The sequence below is a fragment of the Delftia sp. NA_296.1 genome, assembly GCF_052692095.1.
Genome location: NZ_JBQZGF010000002.1, coordinates 636748 through 651941, shown reverse-complemented (window position 1 = coordinate 651941; position 15194 = coordinate 636748). Strand labels below are relative to the sequence as shown.

The window sequence follows — 15194 nt, the reverse complement described above, 5'->3', positions numbered from 1 at the left end:
GTCATGCGGTATTGTGGTCACTTGCCGTCTTTGTACATGAGAGCGGTGATTTGCTCCGAGATGAGGCCGAGCAGAAATATCAGTACACTTCCAGAATAGAGCAGTGCACTCATATTGGTGAATCGATTGCCACTCAAGTAAGTGTATAGATACCAGCCAGATGCCAAAATAAACATGATTGACGCGATTGGGGCAAATATTTTAAGAGGTGAAAATAACGTTCCTATCTTGAAAATAATCAAGAGAAATCTGGTTCCATCCTTCAGTAAGTGAATATGACTTTTACCTATACGCTGTGATGCATGTATCGGTAAATAGGCTACAGAATAGCCTGCCCGGAAGAATGCCATTGTGGATGTTGTGGGGTATGAGAAGCCGTTGGGTAGGAGATACAGGAATTCGCGGAACTTGGCGGTTCTTACTGCACGAAATCCGGATGTCAGGTCGGCGATTGGATGCCCCGTCATCCAGCTTGCAAGACGGTTGTAAAAACCATTTGCAAGTCCTCGCCCAACGCTTGCCTGAGAGCCTTTTTGACGAGCGCCAACCACCATGTCATGGCCTTGGTGTATTTTTTCAAGCAAACGAGGAATATCCGCTGGATCGTGCTGTCCATCGGCGTCCATGAATACAATGATTTCTCCTGCTGCCGCACGAGCTCCAGTTTTGATTGCAGCGCCGTTACCCTTGCTGTATGGATGCCGGACTACCTGCGCCCCTGCAGATATGGCTGTTTTTGCCGTTCCATCCGAAGAGCCATCGTCCACGACCAGAATCTGGATTTCTGGAAACTGCTGCCTTATCTTGGTCACAGTCTGACCGACTGCATCCACTTCATTCTTGGCAGGAAGAACAATGCTGACCTGAGCCAGATCAGTCTTAGATACAGGGTTTGTCATTGTGCTTTCTCTTCGGAGGTGGATTGTTTCAACAGTAGATTTTCCCGTTCGATTGCGGAAGTGTATCGCCCGAAACCATCCATTCTCTTAGCGACGTCGAGTTGTAGTCTGGACTCCTGAAAATCTCCTCTATTGCGTAGCACCTGGGCATAAACAATACGTGTGCTGGGCACATCTGAGAGGTTCAGGGCTTCTTCGACCATGGTTTGAGCCAATGTCCAGTCATTGGCGCGGGCAATAGCATACTCTGCCGCCATCTTGAGGACTTCACCCTTGGCGGAGGGGGACATGGATGGGTTCTCAATAGGGGCCGTGATCAGTGCGAGGGCATCCATGTCCTGGAGGCTGCACGGACCGCTCAGCTGGCAGTGGGAGAGCGCTGCAATATGTGCCGGAATAGCAGCCTCTGCGGGATTGTTTTTCAGCCGAAAAATCAGTGAGTCTACGATGTCCTGTACATCGGCGTGTGCATCTTCTTCTTTAGCCAAGGCAAATTTCACCGCAAGCAGACCGAAATACGAAGACACAGAGTCGCTGCGAGAGGCAGCAGCCGCTTCAAAAGCGGATTTGGCTTGTGCTAGCAAAGACCGCTTGTCTGTTGCTTGGTCGGCGGCGAATATTAATTCACTGCCTAATTGGTAGTTGGCTCGCATGGATAATGGATGCCTTGATGCTTCCATGGTGGCCAACACCAGAGGCGATGACCATTCCATTGCGCGAATTGCAGTTGACGATCCTAGAAGTATAATGAGGGCAGGTGCGATGATCCATATTTTATTACCCGCCTTGACAAAAAATGGAATCGAGAAATATGCGAAGGCGATGCAGAATCCTGCGGTCGCGAAATAGTTTCTGTGCTCATGCACAAGTTCAAGCGGAAAAATGCTGGATTCCAGGCTATGGCTGATCAAAAACCAGAGCCAGGAGAATAGAAGGATGGGGTAATTCTTTCGTAACTTAAATAGACTCAAACTTACGATCGATACAAAGCTTATCGCCAATGTTGTCGTCAGCGGTTGCCAGAATGAGCGGGATATCTCTATATCATCATGATACAGAGACATTTCTGAAATTTGGGGGATGAAAAATTCACTGAGATAAAAAACAAGTACTCTGCTTTGCGTCAAGAGACGATCGGGAGTGGAGAAATCCCGATATGGAATGCGCGTTGTATCCAGTATTCTTGGAGTGATCCAGATAAGAATGCAAACGGCAACCAAGATAACTGCATAAATGGCCCAGTGCTGCAGAGATTGGCCGAACACTGTGATGCTTGAGCCACGATTTTTGAATTTAAAAAGGAAAAATTCACATAGAATGATCAACGGAATAAAAAGAAGCCCACTTTCCTTGCTCAGGCATGACAGGACAAGCAAAACCACGACACTCGCATAGTGATGAATTCCTGATCTCGATGTATTTGAAACGTTGGGAATGAAAGCGCTGCGAGAACGCGCCTCGATGTACACTGCAACTGCCAGCAGGCCAAAAAGCGCTGCGAGACTCGTCATACGTTGCACCACATAGAGCACGCTGGTCAAATTGAGTGGATGCAGACCCCAGATGGACGCAGCCAGCAAGCCACCCCAAGCCCATGCCCTATGGCCAGGTTCAGAAGCTGATCCGGCGGTTTGCTGTAAATTCCAGGCTCGCAGAAACCGGGAGACCAAGAGTCCGATGGCAATCGTGCAGGAAAGATGCACAAATATATTGGTCAACTTGAAATACCATGGATCAAGCCCGCTGAAGTAGATATTCAAGGCAAAGCTGAGAACGGGCACTGGTCGTCGTAGTGGACCCGCATCTCCTGAAAATGCTGCGCGCCATAATTCTGCTGGTGAAAGATTCTTCAGCACCAGCTGGTCACTGTCTACTATGTTTGGAAAGTCATCAAATATGAATGACCCATCAAGCCCTTGGCTATAAGCGAAAAAGATGGCAAATAATATTGCCATCCATGCTGCCAGCAAGCGCCCATTTATATCTTCTGGATTTCTCTTGTGATTCAGCAAGAATTTGTTGATTTCCATTATTAGTCAATAGCTCTGCACGTATGGGTATTTTAGATTTATTTCTATTGACGGCACTCTGATGGAAGAAATCTTGTCTGAACGGTCGTTCCAGCAGAGGGGGTGCATTGCCAGGTCATTGAGTCTCCCGTGTTGCCTCCCTTCAAAACAACCACTCCTCCACCAGGAATCGCAAGGCTGCGCATGGTCGCCGTGATCACGCTGCCATTGACCTCTACTGACTGGACGCTGGAGCCTTTTATGGAGGTGGGTTGAGCCAAACCCACGTCTGTATTATTGGAGGGCCATGAATTTCGGCTGAGTCGGTATTCTGTTACCGATATTTTTGCGCCGGCCATCAGATTGAGCGCCTCTGTCACCCTGGCGCGAGAGGCATAGTCCTGGTAATTTGGTAGCGCAATGGCTGCCAGTACGCCAATGATTGCCACAACAATCATCAGTTCTATCAATGTGAAGCCTTTAGCCATCTGCGCCTCAAAAAAAAGCGCATCTCCACTTTGGGCGATGCGCTAGGCTTGTAACCAAGCCACCTATACTGGTGGCTATTTATATTTTTTAGATTAGCGGCATTCGCTTGGCAGGAATTTGGCGTTCACATCGGTGCCGGAAATGGCGTTCTTGCAGCTCCAGGTCACTCCGCCAGTCGTTGCCGTACCCTTGAGGACCACCTTCTTGCTGCCCGATTCGATATTGGTCCGAACCACGGCAGTGATCTTGCTGCCTGTAACCTCGACGCTGAGCACGCTGCCCCCAGAGATGGAGCGCATCGGGGCCAAACCTGCAGACGCATTGTTGCTAGGCCATGTGTTGTTTGTAGAGTAGTACTCGGTCACCGAGGCCTTGGCGCCGCTCATCAGCGACAGGGCTTCCGAAACGCGGGCACGCTTCGTGTAATCCTGATAAGCCGGCAGCGCCACGGCTGCCAAAATGCCGATGATCGCCACAACGATCATCAATTCGATCAAGGTAAAACCTTGCTGGATGGAACGCTTCATGAACTTCTCCTCATAGGGGTTGATTGCATGCTCTATTGAGCAAGAGCCGTGCCAGTCGATCCAGAGGGCCAAGGTCCACGTCTATGTATGGTTTGGTTGCAACTGACACGGTTGGACGCCATTCTCTGACAAATTGATCCACTTGTTGTGACGTTTTTGTCAGAGATCGTGGCGCTTGCTACAGACGTCATGCACAGCTTGTCGACGGGATCGAGCTGGTCCCTCACGCCACCAGGAACTGCATCTGCGTGCCTGCCAGTTCCACCGTATCGCCATGTTGCAGCGGCATGGCGCGGCGGCCGATTTCCTGGCCGTTGAGCTTGAGGCTGGGGGAGTCGCCTTCCAGCTGGGCCAGCACAAAGCCGTGGTGCTTCTGGGTGATGGAGGCGACCGCCACGCCGGGCTTGCCCAGGGTGGTGACGACTTTGACCAAGGGGACTTCGCGGCCAGCGGCGTTGCCGTTGAGCATGCGGATGGCAGCCTGGCGCGTGGCCAAGCCAGCCATCGAAGGCGGCAGTGTGTGGTCGAAGCCTGAGGGCGTCTGGGTGCTGAACTGCGATGGCAGGTCTTCCGCCAAGGGGGCTGGGCGGGTTGCCTCCACTGCTGCGGCAATGGCCGCGAGGGCCGAGCGTGAGGACGCGCTGACCTGCTGTTGCACGAAGCGGATCTTGTACTTGCCGATGTCCAGCAGGTCGCCGTGGTTCAGGGTCTGGCGCAGTATGGGCTGGCCGTTGACATAGGTGCCGTTGGTGCTGCGCAGGTCTTCGATGATGACGGTGCCGTCGACGATGCTGAGAACGGCGTGCTCGCCGCTGACGGCGAGGTTGTCGATCACGATGTCGTTGTAGGGGCGGCGTCCCAGCGTGGTGCGCTCCTTGGCCAGCTGCACTTCCTTGATGACGGCGCCGTCGATGGAGATGACCAGGGTCGGCATGCTCAAAGTTCCTTTGTTATGCCCGGCTTGCACCATCCACTGGGCGATCCGGAGCTGGGGTGTATCTAAATATTATGTCTGCGGCCTGCGCGCGCCGAGGTCTGCCATGGTATTTGATACAGACTATGGATTGTCTTTTCCTGATTGTTGGATTTGCAATCATTTTTAACAATTGGAACCTGCGAGGGCGGTGCAGGCAAGCGCGTCCATCGGTTGGGATCTGCCGTCGATCGCTGTGTGGGCTCAATCGAGGGAGGTGCTGGCTGCAGGGGGCGGGCTGGCCTGTATCTCGATCAGCGCCGCGCTGATGTTGTCGTTTCCGCCGGCTTCATTGGCGGCAGCGAGCAGCGAGGTCAGCAAGACGGGCAGCGGGCTGGATTGGGTGAACAGGGCGGCGATGGCTTGGTCATCGAGCATGTCGGTGAGGCCGTCGGAGCACAGCAGGATGCGGTCGCCGGGTTGCAGCGGCCACTCATTGAAATCGGGCGTGACGTCCGGCGTGACGCCCAGGGCCTGGGTGAGCAGGTGGCCCAGGCCGGATTGCCGGGCTTCGTGGTCCTGGATGCGGCCTGCGTCGATTTCTTCCTGGAGCCAGGTGTGGTCCCGGGTCAGGCGCAGCAGTTGTCCCTCACGCCAGCCGTAGGCCCGCGAGTCGCCAAGGTGGGCGAGCATCAGCAGGCCTGGCAGCAGGGCTGCGGTAATGATGGTGGTGCCCATGCCGCGGCAGCCGGGTGTTTTCTGGGCGGCGGTGAGGATGGCGGCGTTGGCCAGGTTCAAGGCATTGGCCAGTGACTGCTGCAATTCCTGGCGGGCTTGTGGAGTGTTGGCTGCCGGCGTCTCGGTGGCTACGCTTTGCAGTGCCACTGAGACCAGGCTGATGGCCATGGCGCTGGCGACTTCGCCGGCGTTGTAGCCACCCATGCCATCGGCCAGCACCGCAATGGGCCAGGGCTGGGCGCTGGGGTGGATGGTGACCGCATCCTCGTTGTTGTCACGGCGCCGGCCCACATCGGTGCGCGCAACCATGGCGCAGTGTTGTGCAGGGACTGCCTGTCGGCAGGGCTGGTCCGGGGTCTTGGGTGCGCTGGGCATGGTGGCGAAGGGTGGGCGCGGCGGTGTTGCCATCAGTCCCTGTGTGCAGATGCAATGGTGAAGCCGGTGCACAGCGTAATTGAAAACAGTGCTCCCAAGTGCCAAGAATGGACCGGCGTAGCGGCTCGTCAGCTTGACGCCACATCAAGAATGGACCCACACAAAGCAAAAACGCACTGCCGAGGCAGTGCGTTGTGGAGGTGGCGAGGGGCCGCCTGCGGCAGTATCAGGCCTGTGCCGCGTGCTTGGCGCCGGAGCGCGACTGCAGGAGCTTGCCAATGCCGACGACCAGCACGGCACCGGCGGCAGCCGCCACGTAGTGCAGCCAGGGATGGCTGATGGCGTAGTCGTGCAGCAGGCGGTCGTTGACGATGGTTTCTCCGCCGACCCAGCCGATCAGGGCAGCGCCCAGCGTGATGATGACGGGGAAGCGCTCCATGAGCTTGATCATCAGCGTGGAGCCGAAGATCACCAGCGGGATGCTGATGGCCAGGCCCAGGATCAGCAGGACCATGTTGCCTTGCGCCGTGGCGGCCACGGCAATCACGTTGTCCAGGCTCATCACCAGGTCGGCGATCAGGATGGTGCGGATGGCGACCATCATGCTGCCGTGACCCTTGGATTCGCCTTCATCATCTTCTTCGCCGGTCAGCAGTTGCAGGCCGATCCACAGCAGCAGGCAGCCGCCCACTATCTGCAGGAAGGACAGCTCCAGCAGCTTGGCCGCGACCACGGTCAGGATGATCCGCAGCACCACGGCGGCGCCGGAGCCGAACATGACGGCTTTCTTTTGCTGTGCGGGGGGCAGCGAGCGTGCTGCGAGGGCGATGACGACGGCGTTGTCGCCAGACAGAATGATGTTGATCCAGACGATCTTCAACAGGCCGATCCAGAAATCGGCGCTTTGCAGGTATTCCATGGTTTCTCCGCTGTTATGAGTTGAAAAGCGCCAGGGCGGTGGCCTCTGGCGCTTTTTCTTTTTTGGAGTCGTCAGTGTAGGGCGGACTTGCCGCCTTACCGATTCGTAATTCTGCGTAATTTTTTCCTGGGGCGAACCCCAGGATGTCGCGCAGAACCGGTGCCGCTTAGATCAGGCCCTTGAGCAGGCGACCCATTTCGGAAGGATTGCGGGTGATGACGAAACCGCACTCTTCCATGATGGCCAGCTTGGCGTCGGCCGTGTCGGCACCGCCGGAGATCAGCGCGCCGGCGTGGCCCATGCGCTTGCCGGGAGGGGCAGTGACACCAGCGATGAAGCCGACGATCGGCTTCTTCATGTTGTCCTTGCACCAGCGGGCAGCTTCGGCTTCGTCGGGACCGCCGATTTCGCCGATCATGATGACGGCATCGGTATCGGGATCGTCGTTGAAGGCCTTCATCACGTCGATGTGCTTGAGACCGTTGATCGGGTCACCGCCGATGCCCACGGCCGACGACTGGCCAATGCCCAGTTCGGTCAGCTGTGCCACGGCCTCATAGGTCAGCGTGCCGGAGCGGCTGACCACGCCGATGCGGCCCTTCTTGTGGATGTGGCCGGGCATGATGCCGATCTTGATCTCGTCGGGCGTGATCAGGCCGGGGCAGTTGGGGCCCAGCAGCAGGGTGCGCTTGCCGCCTGCGGCTTCCTTGGCGCGCATCTTGTTGCGCACTTCCAGCATGTCACGGACGGGGATGCCTTCGGTGATGCAGATGGCCAGGTCCAGGTCGGCTTCCACGGCTTCCCAGATCGCGGCGGCAGCGCCTGCGGGGGGAACGTAGATCACGGAGACCGTGGCGCCCGTGCCTTGCGCGGCTTCCTTGACGGAGGCGTAGATTGGCACGTCGAAGATCTTTTCGCCGGCCTTCTTGGGGTTCACACCGGCCACGAAGCAGTTCTTGCCGTTCGCGTATTCAATGCACTTTTCAGTGTGGAACTGGCCCGTCTTGCCCGTGATGCCTTGGGTGATGACCTTGGTGTCTTTGTTGATGTAGATCGACATGGTGTTTTCTCCGGGCCTGCTTACTTGACGGCTTCGACGATCTTGGTGGCCGCTTCGGCCATCGTGTCGGCGCTGATGATGGGCAGGCCGGACTCGGCCAGCATCTTCTTGCCCAGTTCTTCGTTCGTGCCCTTCATGCGCACGACCAGGGGCACTTGCAGGTTCACGGCCTTGCAGGCAGTGATCACGCCGGTGGCGATGGTGTCGCACTTCATGATGCCGCCGAAGATGTTGACCAGAATGCCTTCGACCTTGGGGTTCTTGAGCATGATCTTGAAGGCTTCGGTGACCTTCTCGGGGGTGGCGCCGCCGCCCACGTCCAGGAAGTTGGCCGGCTCGCCGCCGAACAGCTTGATGGTGTCCATGGTGGCCATGGCCAGACCTGCACCGTTGACCAGGCAGCCGATGTTGCCGTCCAGCGAGATGTAGGCCAGATCGAACTTGGAGGCTTCGACTTCAGCGGGATCTTCTTCGTCCAGGTCGCGCAGGGCCACGATTTCGGGCAGGCGGAACAGGGCGTTGGCGTCGAAGTTGAACTTCGCGTCCAGGGCAACCACGTTGCCCTTGCTGTCACGGTTCAGCGGGTTGATCTCGACCAGCGAGGCATCCGTGTCCATGTAGCACTTGTAGAGCTTCTGGCAGATGTCGATGAACTGGGCGGTGGAGTCGGCAGGCATGCCGATGCCCTTGGCCAGTTCTTCGCCTTGGGCCTGGGTCAGGCCGACCAGAGGGTCAACGAAGATGGTGATGATCTTCTCGGGAGTGGAGTGGGCCACTTCCTCGATGTCCATGCCGCCTTCGCTGGAAGCGATGAAGGCCACCTTCTGCGTGCCGCGATCGGTCACGCACGACAGGTAGTATTCCTTCTGGATGTCGGCGCCGTCTTCGATGTACAGGCGGCGGACCTTCTGGCCTTCGGGGCCGGTCTGGTGCGTGACCAGCTGCATGCCCAGGATCTGGCCAGCCAGTGCCTTGACGTCGTCAATGCTCTTGGCAACCTTCACGCCGCCGCCCTTGCCGCGACCACCAGCGTGGATCTGGGCCTTCACGACCCACACGGGGCCGCCAAGCTTCTGGGCGGCCTCGACGGCCTCTTGCACTGTGAACGCAGGGATACCGCGAGGTACAGGCACACCAAACTGACGCAAGATGTCCTTGCCTTGGTATTCATGAATCTTCATGATGTCTCTCTCAAACAAATAGGGGGGGATTGACCCGGTAGCCCTGGGGTGCTGCCTCAAGGCGGAGTGACCTGGCAATCGCCGAATGTACCATGCTGCACTGCGCCATCCGACACGCCCCCATGCGCAGAATCCACAATTTCCTGCGGGCCAAGCAGCATGCCAGGAACTGTGCAATGCATTGATATGTCAGGGAAAAGACGGTTTCCCGACATTTCTTTCAGGCGCCACAGCTCTTTTGTCTTATAGAGGATCTGCAGACGGCGCTGCCCGCTGTTTGTAACAGGCGCATGTCAGCAGGCCCTTGATCGCCGCTGCCAACCGTTTTGCGACAACGGGCGCAGGGGGACCCGGTTTCGGTGAGAATCCGCAGCTGGAACGCGGCAATGGTGCCGCAGCGGCTCCAGGAGGGCCGCGCAGCAGGAGAAATACAGCGATGGCAAAAGTCTTTATCGATGGCGAAGCAGGCACGACAGGGCTGCAGATCCGTGAGCGTCTGGTCGATCTGTCCGGCGTGGAGCTGGTCAGCATTGCCCCCGAGCTGCGAAAGGATCCTGCCGCCAAGCGTGCGCTGATCGCCGGCGTGGACTTGGTCATCCTGTGCCTGCATGACGATGCCGCGCGCGAGACCGTGGCCATGGTCGATTCCATTGAGGCCGAGACCGGCCGTGCCATCAAGATCATCGATGCATCCACGGCCCACCGCGTGGCGCCCGACTGGGTGTATGGCTTTCCGGAGCTGCGTGCCGGCCAGCTTGAGGCGGTCAAGACTGCCAAGCGCGTGTCCAACCCCGGCTGCTATGCGACGGGAGCCATCGCGCTGCTGCACCCGCTGGTCGCCGCGAGCCTCATCCCCACCGACCACGGCCTGAGCCTGCCCTCGGTGTCCGGCTATTCGGGTGGCGGCCGCAGCATGATCGAAGCCTATGAGGCCGGCACGGCCGCGCCGTACGAGGCCTACGCGCTGGGCCTGACGCACAAGCACATTCCCGAGATCCTGCAATACACCGGCCTGACGCGCCGCCCGGTGTTCATTCCCGCCGTGGGCAATTTCCGCCAGGGCATGCTGGTGCAGCTGCCGCTGCATCTGGACCTGCTGCCGGGCGCGCCCAAGGCGGCCGACCTGCACGATGCGCTGGCCTCCCACTACGCGGCCACCAACACGCCGGAGCAATGGGTGTCGGTGCTGCCGCCCACCGAGGACATGAAGCTGGCCGCCGACACGCTGACCGACACCAACAAGCTGGAGCTGCGCGTGTTCGCCAATGAGCAGTACCGCCAGGCCGTGTTGATCGCCCGTCTGGACAACCTGGGCAAGGGCGCCAGCGGCGCCGCCGTGCAGAACCTGCAGATCATGCTGGGCCTGTGAGCCCGGCCACGCCACCGTCCGCGTCCCTGCCGGGCCGGCGCAGTCCGGTCTGGGGCCATGTCCTGGCCCTGGCCGTGCTGTGCCTGCTGGTCGTTGTGTTTGCCTGGAAGCTGCGGCCGGCATTGCCGTCTTCATCGCGCCTGCTGCTGAGTCCGCTGCTGGGCAATATGGAGGCCTGTCTGGTGCAGGACGGGCTGCGCGAGGATTTTCCCAAGGAATTTCAGCAGATACCCGCCAGTTGCCTGGGGCCGCAGGGCTCGGCCGCAGAAATGGTGAAAGCCACGCTGCAGCGCCTGGGCCGGCCCCAGGGTGAACTGGACCTGGGCTATACGCTCAGCGTGCCGCTGCTGCGCTATGTGCAGTGGAATGGCAAGGCCTGGGAAGTCCGGGGCGAGGCGCTGGACCGCGTGGTGCGCACGGTGGCGCAGGCGCACCGGCCCGTGGTACTGTATCTGTTCGCCACGCATTTCGAAGTGCACTCCAAGGCCGAGGAGCGCCTGGCCGCCGATCCCGCCAATCTTGCGTGGACACCCAAGGGGCCGCTGCCGCTGGACAGCTATCTGGGCGCGCGCATCTTCCCGTGGTCGGTCGCGCGGCAGGACAACGAAGTCACGCGCGTGCGCAAGCTGGTCGTCGATGCCCTGGCCGAGCGCATGTGCGCCGCAGGCGATGCCGCCATGCACCAGCTGCGCGCCCTCACCGTGCTGGGCGAGACGCACCAGCTGTTTCCGGGGTTCGAGGCCGGCATGGGGTTCGCGGCCGAAGGCTATGCGGTCACCGACTACAGCCCTGCCTCCGTGGCGGGCTTCCATGCATTCCTGCGCCAGCGCTATGGCGACATCGCGCGGCTCAATGCCCACCTGAAGTCCGGCTTTGACAGCTTCGACGCGGTCGAGCCGCCATCGCGCAACATCCGCAGCGAGCCGCTGCAGAACTTCTTCCAGCACATCGACAGCTATGCAGCCGGCACCGTGCCCGTGTCCGGCTGGGTCCACTCGCCCGATGCGAAGCTGCAAAAGCAGCTGGCCGTGGCCGTCTTCGTGGACGGGCGCCCTTACTCGCATGCCCCCGTGCACATGCACCGCCAGGACGTGGCACAGGCCAAGCCCGGGTTCCTCACGCCCGATGTGGGCTGGCGTGCCGACATCCGCTATCCGGCGCTGGGCGAGGGCCTGCACCGCATCGACGTGGTACTGCAGGCCGGTGGACGCAGCCTGGGCCTGCTGGCCACGCGCCAGATCGCCGTGATGGACCGCAACCAGGGCGAGCCCAGGCCTCATGCCGCCGAGGCCTTGCCCGACTTCGGCAAGCTGCCGGACGGCGTGGAATTCTGGGTGGACAGCCCGCAGGACCGGCTGGCGCTGTTCTACAACCCGCTGGTCACGGACTGGAACGATTTCCGCGAGCAGCAGGTGGCCGACTACATCCAGGGCTTTTCCGAGCACATCGGCCACGGCTGCCTGGGCCGGGTTCCTCGCTTTGCCCACCAGCTCAACCCCCATGCGAATCCGAGCTGGGATGCCAACCGCTATGCCGTGGAGCGCAGCCTGCAGCGCATGCCGGGGCTGTCCCTGGGTGTCAGCCTGTACGGCGAAGATGCCTACGGCCCGCTGGTCGGCCAGATGCTGCGCCGCTATGGCCACACGGCCTATGGCGTGACGGAGTTCCATCCGCTGGTGGCCCTGTCGCCGCAGCGGCTGGAGAAAGTGCTGACCATGCACCGCCGTCAGGGCGCGCGCTTCCTGTCCTTCTTCATGGAAGCCCGGCCCGAGGATGCGACGGGAACGCAGTCCAGCAACGAGTTCTCGTTCGATGCGGACAACACCGCGCATGGCTCGGATGCGCTGTACCACTCGCTGCGCCAGCTGCTGCAACCGCACTGATCTGCCGCGCGCAGCCATCGACGTGTCTTCCCTGCAGAACAACTCCCCCGTGGCCGCCGGCCGGGCCACCGCCATCGGACTACTGGCCGTGGTGTGCTGGAGCTGCACCGTGGGCCTGATGCGCTCGGTGGCCGAGCCGCTGGGTGCCGTGGGCGGCGCCGCCATGCTCTACACGGTCAGCGCACTGTGCGTGGCCGCCGTGCGCGGCCTGCCCAGGCCCTCGCAGTGGCGGGCCATGCATCCGGCCTACTTCTGGGGCTGCGGCCTGCTGTTTGCGGTCTACGAGATCTGCCTGTCGCTGGCGATTGGCCTGGCGCAGGACCGCGCCCAGGCGCTGGAGCTGGGGCTGATCAATTACCTGTGGCCCAGCCTGACCATCGTTTTGGCCGTGCTGCTGCGCCAGCAGCATGCGCGCTGGTGGCTGTGGCCCGGCGTGCTGCTGTGCCTGTGGGGGCTGACGCGAGTACTGGGCGGTGATTCCCTGCAACTGCGGGGCATGGCGGACCACATGCTGTCCAACCCGCTGGCGTATGGACTGGCTTTTGGCGCGGCCCTGCTGTGGCCCTGCTATTCGCTGGCTGCGCGGCGCTGGGGCGGTGGCCACAATGCTGTGGGCCTTTTCCTGATATGGACTGCGCTGGCGTTGTGGATCAAATGGCTGTGGCTGGGCGGTGAAGGCGGCATGCAATGGTCGGGCACCGTGGTGCTGCAATTGCTGGCCGTGGGCGGGCTCACCGCCCTGGGCTACAGCTGCTGGGAGCACGGCATACAGCACGGGCATCTGGCCGTGATGGCTGCCGCCTCGTACTTCACGCCCGTGTTCTCGGCGCTGCTGGCCAGTGCCTGGCTGCAGGTGCAGCCGGGCTGGGGATTCTGGCAGGGCGTGGTGCTGGTGACCGTGGGGTCGCTGGTGTGCTGGGGTGCGACCCGGCGCGCAGATTAGCCTTCGTCCTCTGCTCCTGCGTCCCAGTCTTCGCTGCGCCCCCGCAGCACCTTGCTCGCAATTTCTCCACCAAAACCGCGCGCAGCCAGAAAGCGCATCTGCTTGAGTCGTTCCTGCGGTGTGGCCGGTGGTGCGCCGAAGCGCTGGCGCCATACGGCAAGGGCGCGCTGCAGTTCGGTGGCGCGCAGTTGCTCTGCGGCGGCGCGTACCAGGCCGTCGTCCAGTCCCTTGTTGCGCAACTCCTGCACCACGCGTGCCGTGCCAAAGCGCGCGGCCTTGCGGTGCAGCACGGATTCGGCCACGCGCTGGGCACTGATGAAGCCGCGCTGCTCCAGCGCGTCGAGCATGGCGCCCAGGTCTTCGCCTTCCTCCACATGGGGGGCGAGCTTGCGTTCCAGCTCCAGCCGTGAATGTTCGCGCTGGCCCAGCAGCTTGAGCGCCCGGCCCTTGAGCGACAGCTTGGCGAATCCCATGCGGCAATGTCTCCTGAATCGTCCCGAATAAAAAAGGCCCCCACGCTCCCCTTGCTGCGCAAGGTCCGCTGCCCCCCAAGGGGGCCGCTTTTTTGCCTTGGGGCGTCCCGGCGATAAAAAAGGCGCAGACGTGAGCCTGCGCCAAGATGGCAAACACAGTGTGTGCAGGCGCGGCGGCGCCTGCAGTGAGGGGTCAGGCCGCTCAGGCTTCGATCACGCCGTCCTTGTCGGCCTTGGCCTTGCCCGCCTTGGCGGCCTTGGCTTCGGGGGCATCGCCACCGGCCGTGGGCAGCAGGGCGATGCCCAGGCTGTCGCGCACCTTGTTCTCGATCTCCACGGCTAGGCCGCTGTTCTCGCGCAGGAATTCGCGGGCGTTGTCGCGGCCCTGGCCGATCTTCTCGCCGTTGTAGGCATACCAGGCGCCCGACTTGTCGAGGATCTTGGCGTTGACGCCCATGTCCAGGATTTCACCTTCGCGCGAGATGCCTTCACCGAAGAGGATGTCGAACTCGGCGGTCTTGAACGGAGGCGAGACCTTGTTCTTGACGACCTTGACCTTGGTCTCGTTGCCGATGGCCTCGTCGCCCTTCTTGATGGTGCCGGTGCGGCGGATGTCCAGGCGGACCGAGGCGTAGAACTTCAGCGCATTGCCGCCCGTGGTGGTTTCGGGGCTGCCGAACATCACGCCGATCTTCATGCGGATCTGGTTGATGAAGATGACCATGCAGTTGGTCTTCTTGATGGTGGCTGTCAGCTTGCGCAGCGCCTGGCTCATCAGGCGGGCCTGCAGGCCGGGCAACTGGTCGCCCATCTCGCCTTCGATTTCGGCCCGGGGTGTGAGGGCGGCCACCGAGTCCACGACGATCATGTCCACGGCGCCCGAGCGCACCAGGCTGTCCACGATTTCCAGGGCCTGCTCGCCGGTATCGGGCTGGCTGATCAGCACTTCGTTGAGGTTCACGCCCAGCTTCTGGGCGTAGCTGGTGTCCAGTGCGTGCTCGGCGTCGATGAAGGCGCAGGTGCCGCCCTGCTTTTGCATTTCGGCGATGACCTGCAGCGTCAGCGTGGTCTTGCCCGAGGATTCAGGGCCGTAGATCTCGATCACGCGGCCACGGGGCAGGCCGCCCACGCCCAGGGCGATGTCCAGGCCCAGCGAGCCGGTGGAGACGACCTGGATGTCCTGGATGGCTTCGCCTTCACCCAGGCGCATGATCGTGCCCTTGCCGAACTGCTTTTCGATCTGGGCGAGTGCGGCCTGCAGGGCCTTGGCTTTTTCACTGTTGGCGGTGGTGACGGCGGTGTTCATGCGGACTCCTGGGTTGGCTGGGGTTTCAGCTCTGTATTTGCATTCAGGCTGGATGCTTGAACAGTAGTTTATGGGCTTGTTGGTTTGTTTTGTTGGTGTTTTTAGTCAGT

14 protein-coding genes are annotated in these 15194 nt (G+C 60.6%); 3 read left to right on the top strand and 11 right to left on the bottom strand.

Features of this window, described 5'->3' with window-relative positions; genetic code table 11:
• Nucleotides 1–17 precede the first annotated feature (17 nt).
• The 9 genes from ACUTR7_RS07455 to sucC all read right to left on the bottom strand — a co-directional run bounded on the left by ACUTR7_RS07455 (nt 18) and on the right by sucC (nt 9110).
• Complete coding sequence (locus ACUTR7_RS07455; protein WP_445608481.1) at nt 18–899, bottom strand: glycosyltransferase family 2 protein; 882 nt, start codon at nt 897–899, stop codon at nt 18–20.
• Nucleotides 896–2929: a hypothetical protein gene (locus ACUTR7_RS07450; protein ID WP_445608480.1), complete on the bottom strand. Its 2034-nt coding sequence runs from the start codon at nt 2927–2929 to the stop codon at nt 896–898. The genes ACUTR7_RS07455 and ACUTR7_RS07450 overlap by 4 nt, the downstream gene beginning before the upstream one ends.
• A 44-nt stretch (nt 2930–2973) precedes the next feature.
• Nucleotides 2974–3396 (bottom strand): pilin, encoded by a 423-nt coding sequence (locus ACUTR7_RS07445; protein WP_445608479.1) that lies wholly within the window; start codon nt 3394–3396, stop codon nt 2974–2976.
• A gap of 93 nt (nt 3397–3489) precedes the next feature.
• A complete protein-coding gene (locus ACUTR7_RS07440) occupies nt 3490–3924 on the bottom strand; it encodes a pilin (RefSeq protein ID WP_445608478.1) in 435 nt (144 codons plus the stop codon).
• 223 nt (nt 3925–4147) lie between these two features.
• Entirely contained in the window at nt 4148–4858 is a 711-nt protein-coding gene (locus ACUTR7_RS07435; protein ID WP_013804584.1) for an FHA domain-containing protein, read from the bottom strand.
• A 243-nt stretch (nt 4859–5101) separates the two neighbouring features.
• Complete coding sequence (locus tag ACUTR7_RS07430) at nt 5102–5884, bottom strand: PP2C family protein-serine/threonine phosphatase (RefSeq protein ID WP_445608477.1); 783 nt, start codon at nt 5882–5884, stop codon at nt 5102–5104.
• A 292-nt stretch (nt 5885–6176) separates the two neighbouring features.
• The gene (locus tag ACUTR7_RS07425) at nt 6177–6869 is read right to left on the bottom strand and encodes a TerC family protein (protein ID WP_013804582.1); all 693 of its coding nucleotides are present in this window, start codon (nt 6867–6869) and stop codon (nt 6177–6179) included.
• Nucleotides 6870–7035: 166 nt separating this feature from the next.
• Entirely contained in the window at nt 7036–7929 is an 894-nt protein-coding gene (gene sucD, locus ACUTR7_RS07420) for a succinate--CoA ligase subunit alpha (protein WP_012202800.1), read from the bottom strand.
• Between the two features lie 20 nt (nt 7930–7949).
• Complete coding sequence (gene sucC / locus ACUTR7_RS07415; protein ID WP_012202801.1) at nt 7950–9110, bottom strand: ADP-forming succinate--CoA ligase subunit beta; 1161 nt, start codon at nt 9108–9110, stop codon at nt 7950–7952.
• 436 nt (nt 9111–9546) lie between these two features.
• On the opposite strand from sucC, the gene argC reads away from it, so the two are divergent.
• From argC to yddG, 3 genes are read left to right on the top strand one after another with little or no spacing between them, the layout of a single operon-like run.
• Entirely contained in the window at nt 9547–10479 is a 933-nt protein-coding gene (argC, locus tag ACUTR7_RS07410; protein ID WP_445608476.1) for an N-acetyl-gamma-glutamyl-phosphate reductase, read from the top strand.
• Nucleotides 10476–12362: a hypothetical protein gene (locus ACUTR7_RS07405; protein ID WP_445608475.1), complete on the top strand. Its 1887-nt coding sequence runs from the start codon at nt 10476–10478 to the stop codon at nt 12360–12362. The genes argC and ACUTR7_RS07405 overlap by 4 nt, the downstream gene beginning before the upstream one ends.
• A 22-nt stretch (nt 12363–12384) precedes the next feature.
• The gene (yddG, locus tag ACUTR7_RS07400) at nt 12385–13305 is read left to right on the top strand and encodes an aromatic amino acid DMT transporter YddG (protein WP_012202804.1); all 921 of its coding nucleotides are present in this window, start codon (nt 12385–12387) and stop codon (nt 13303–13305) included.
• Here yddG and recX read toward each other — a convergent pair.
• Both recX and recA read right to left on the bottom strand, forming a co-directional pair.
• Nucleotides 13302–13778 carry a recombination regulator RecX gene (recX, locus tag ACUTR7_RS07395; protein ID WP_063327512.1) on the bottom strand — a complete coding sequence of 159 codons (477 nt, stop codon included), beginning with the start codon at nt 13776–13778 and terminating at the stop codon, nt 13302–13304. The genes yddG and recX overlap by 4 nt on opposite strands.
• A gap of 202 nt (nt 13779–13980) precedes the next feature.
• The gene (gene recA, locus ACUTR7_RS07390; protein WP_012202806.1) at nt 13981–15084 is read right to left on the bottom strand and encodes a recombinase RecA; all 1104 of its coding nucleotides are present in this window, start codon (nt 15082–15084) and stop codon (nt 13981–13983) included.
• Nucleotides 15085–15194: the final 110 nt, after the last annotated feature.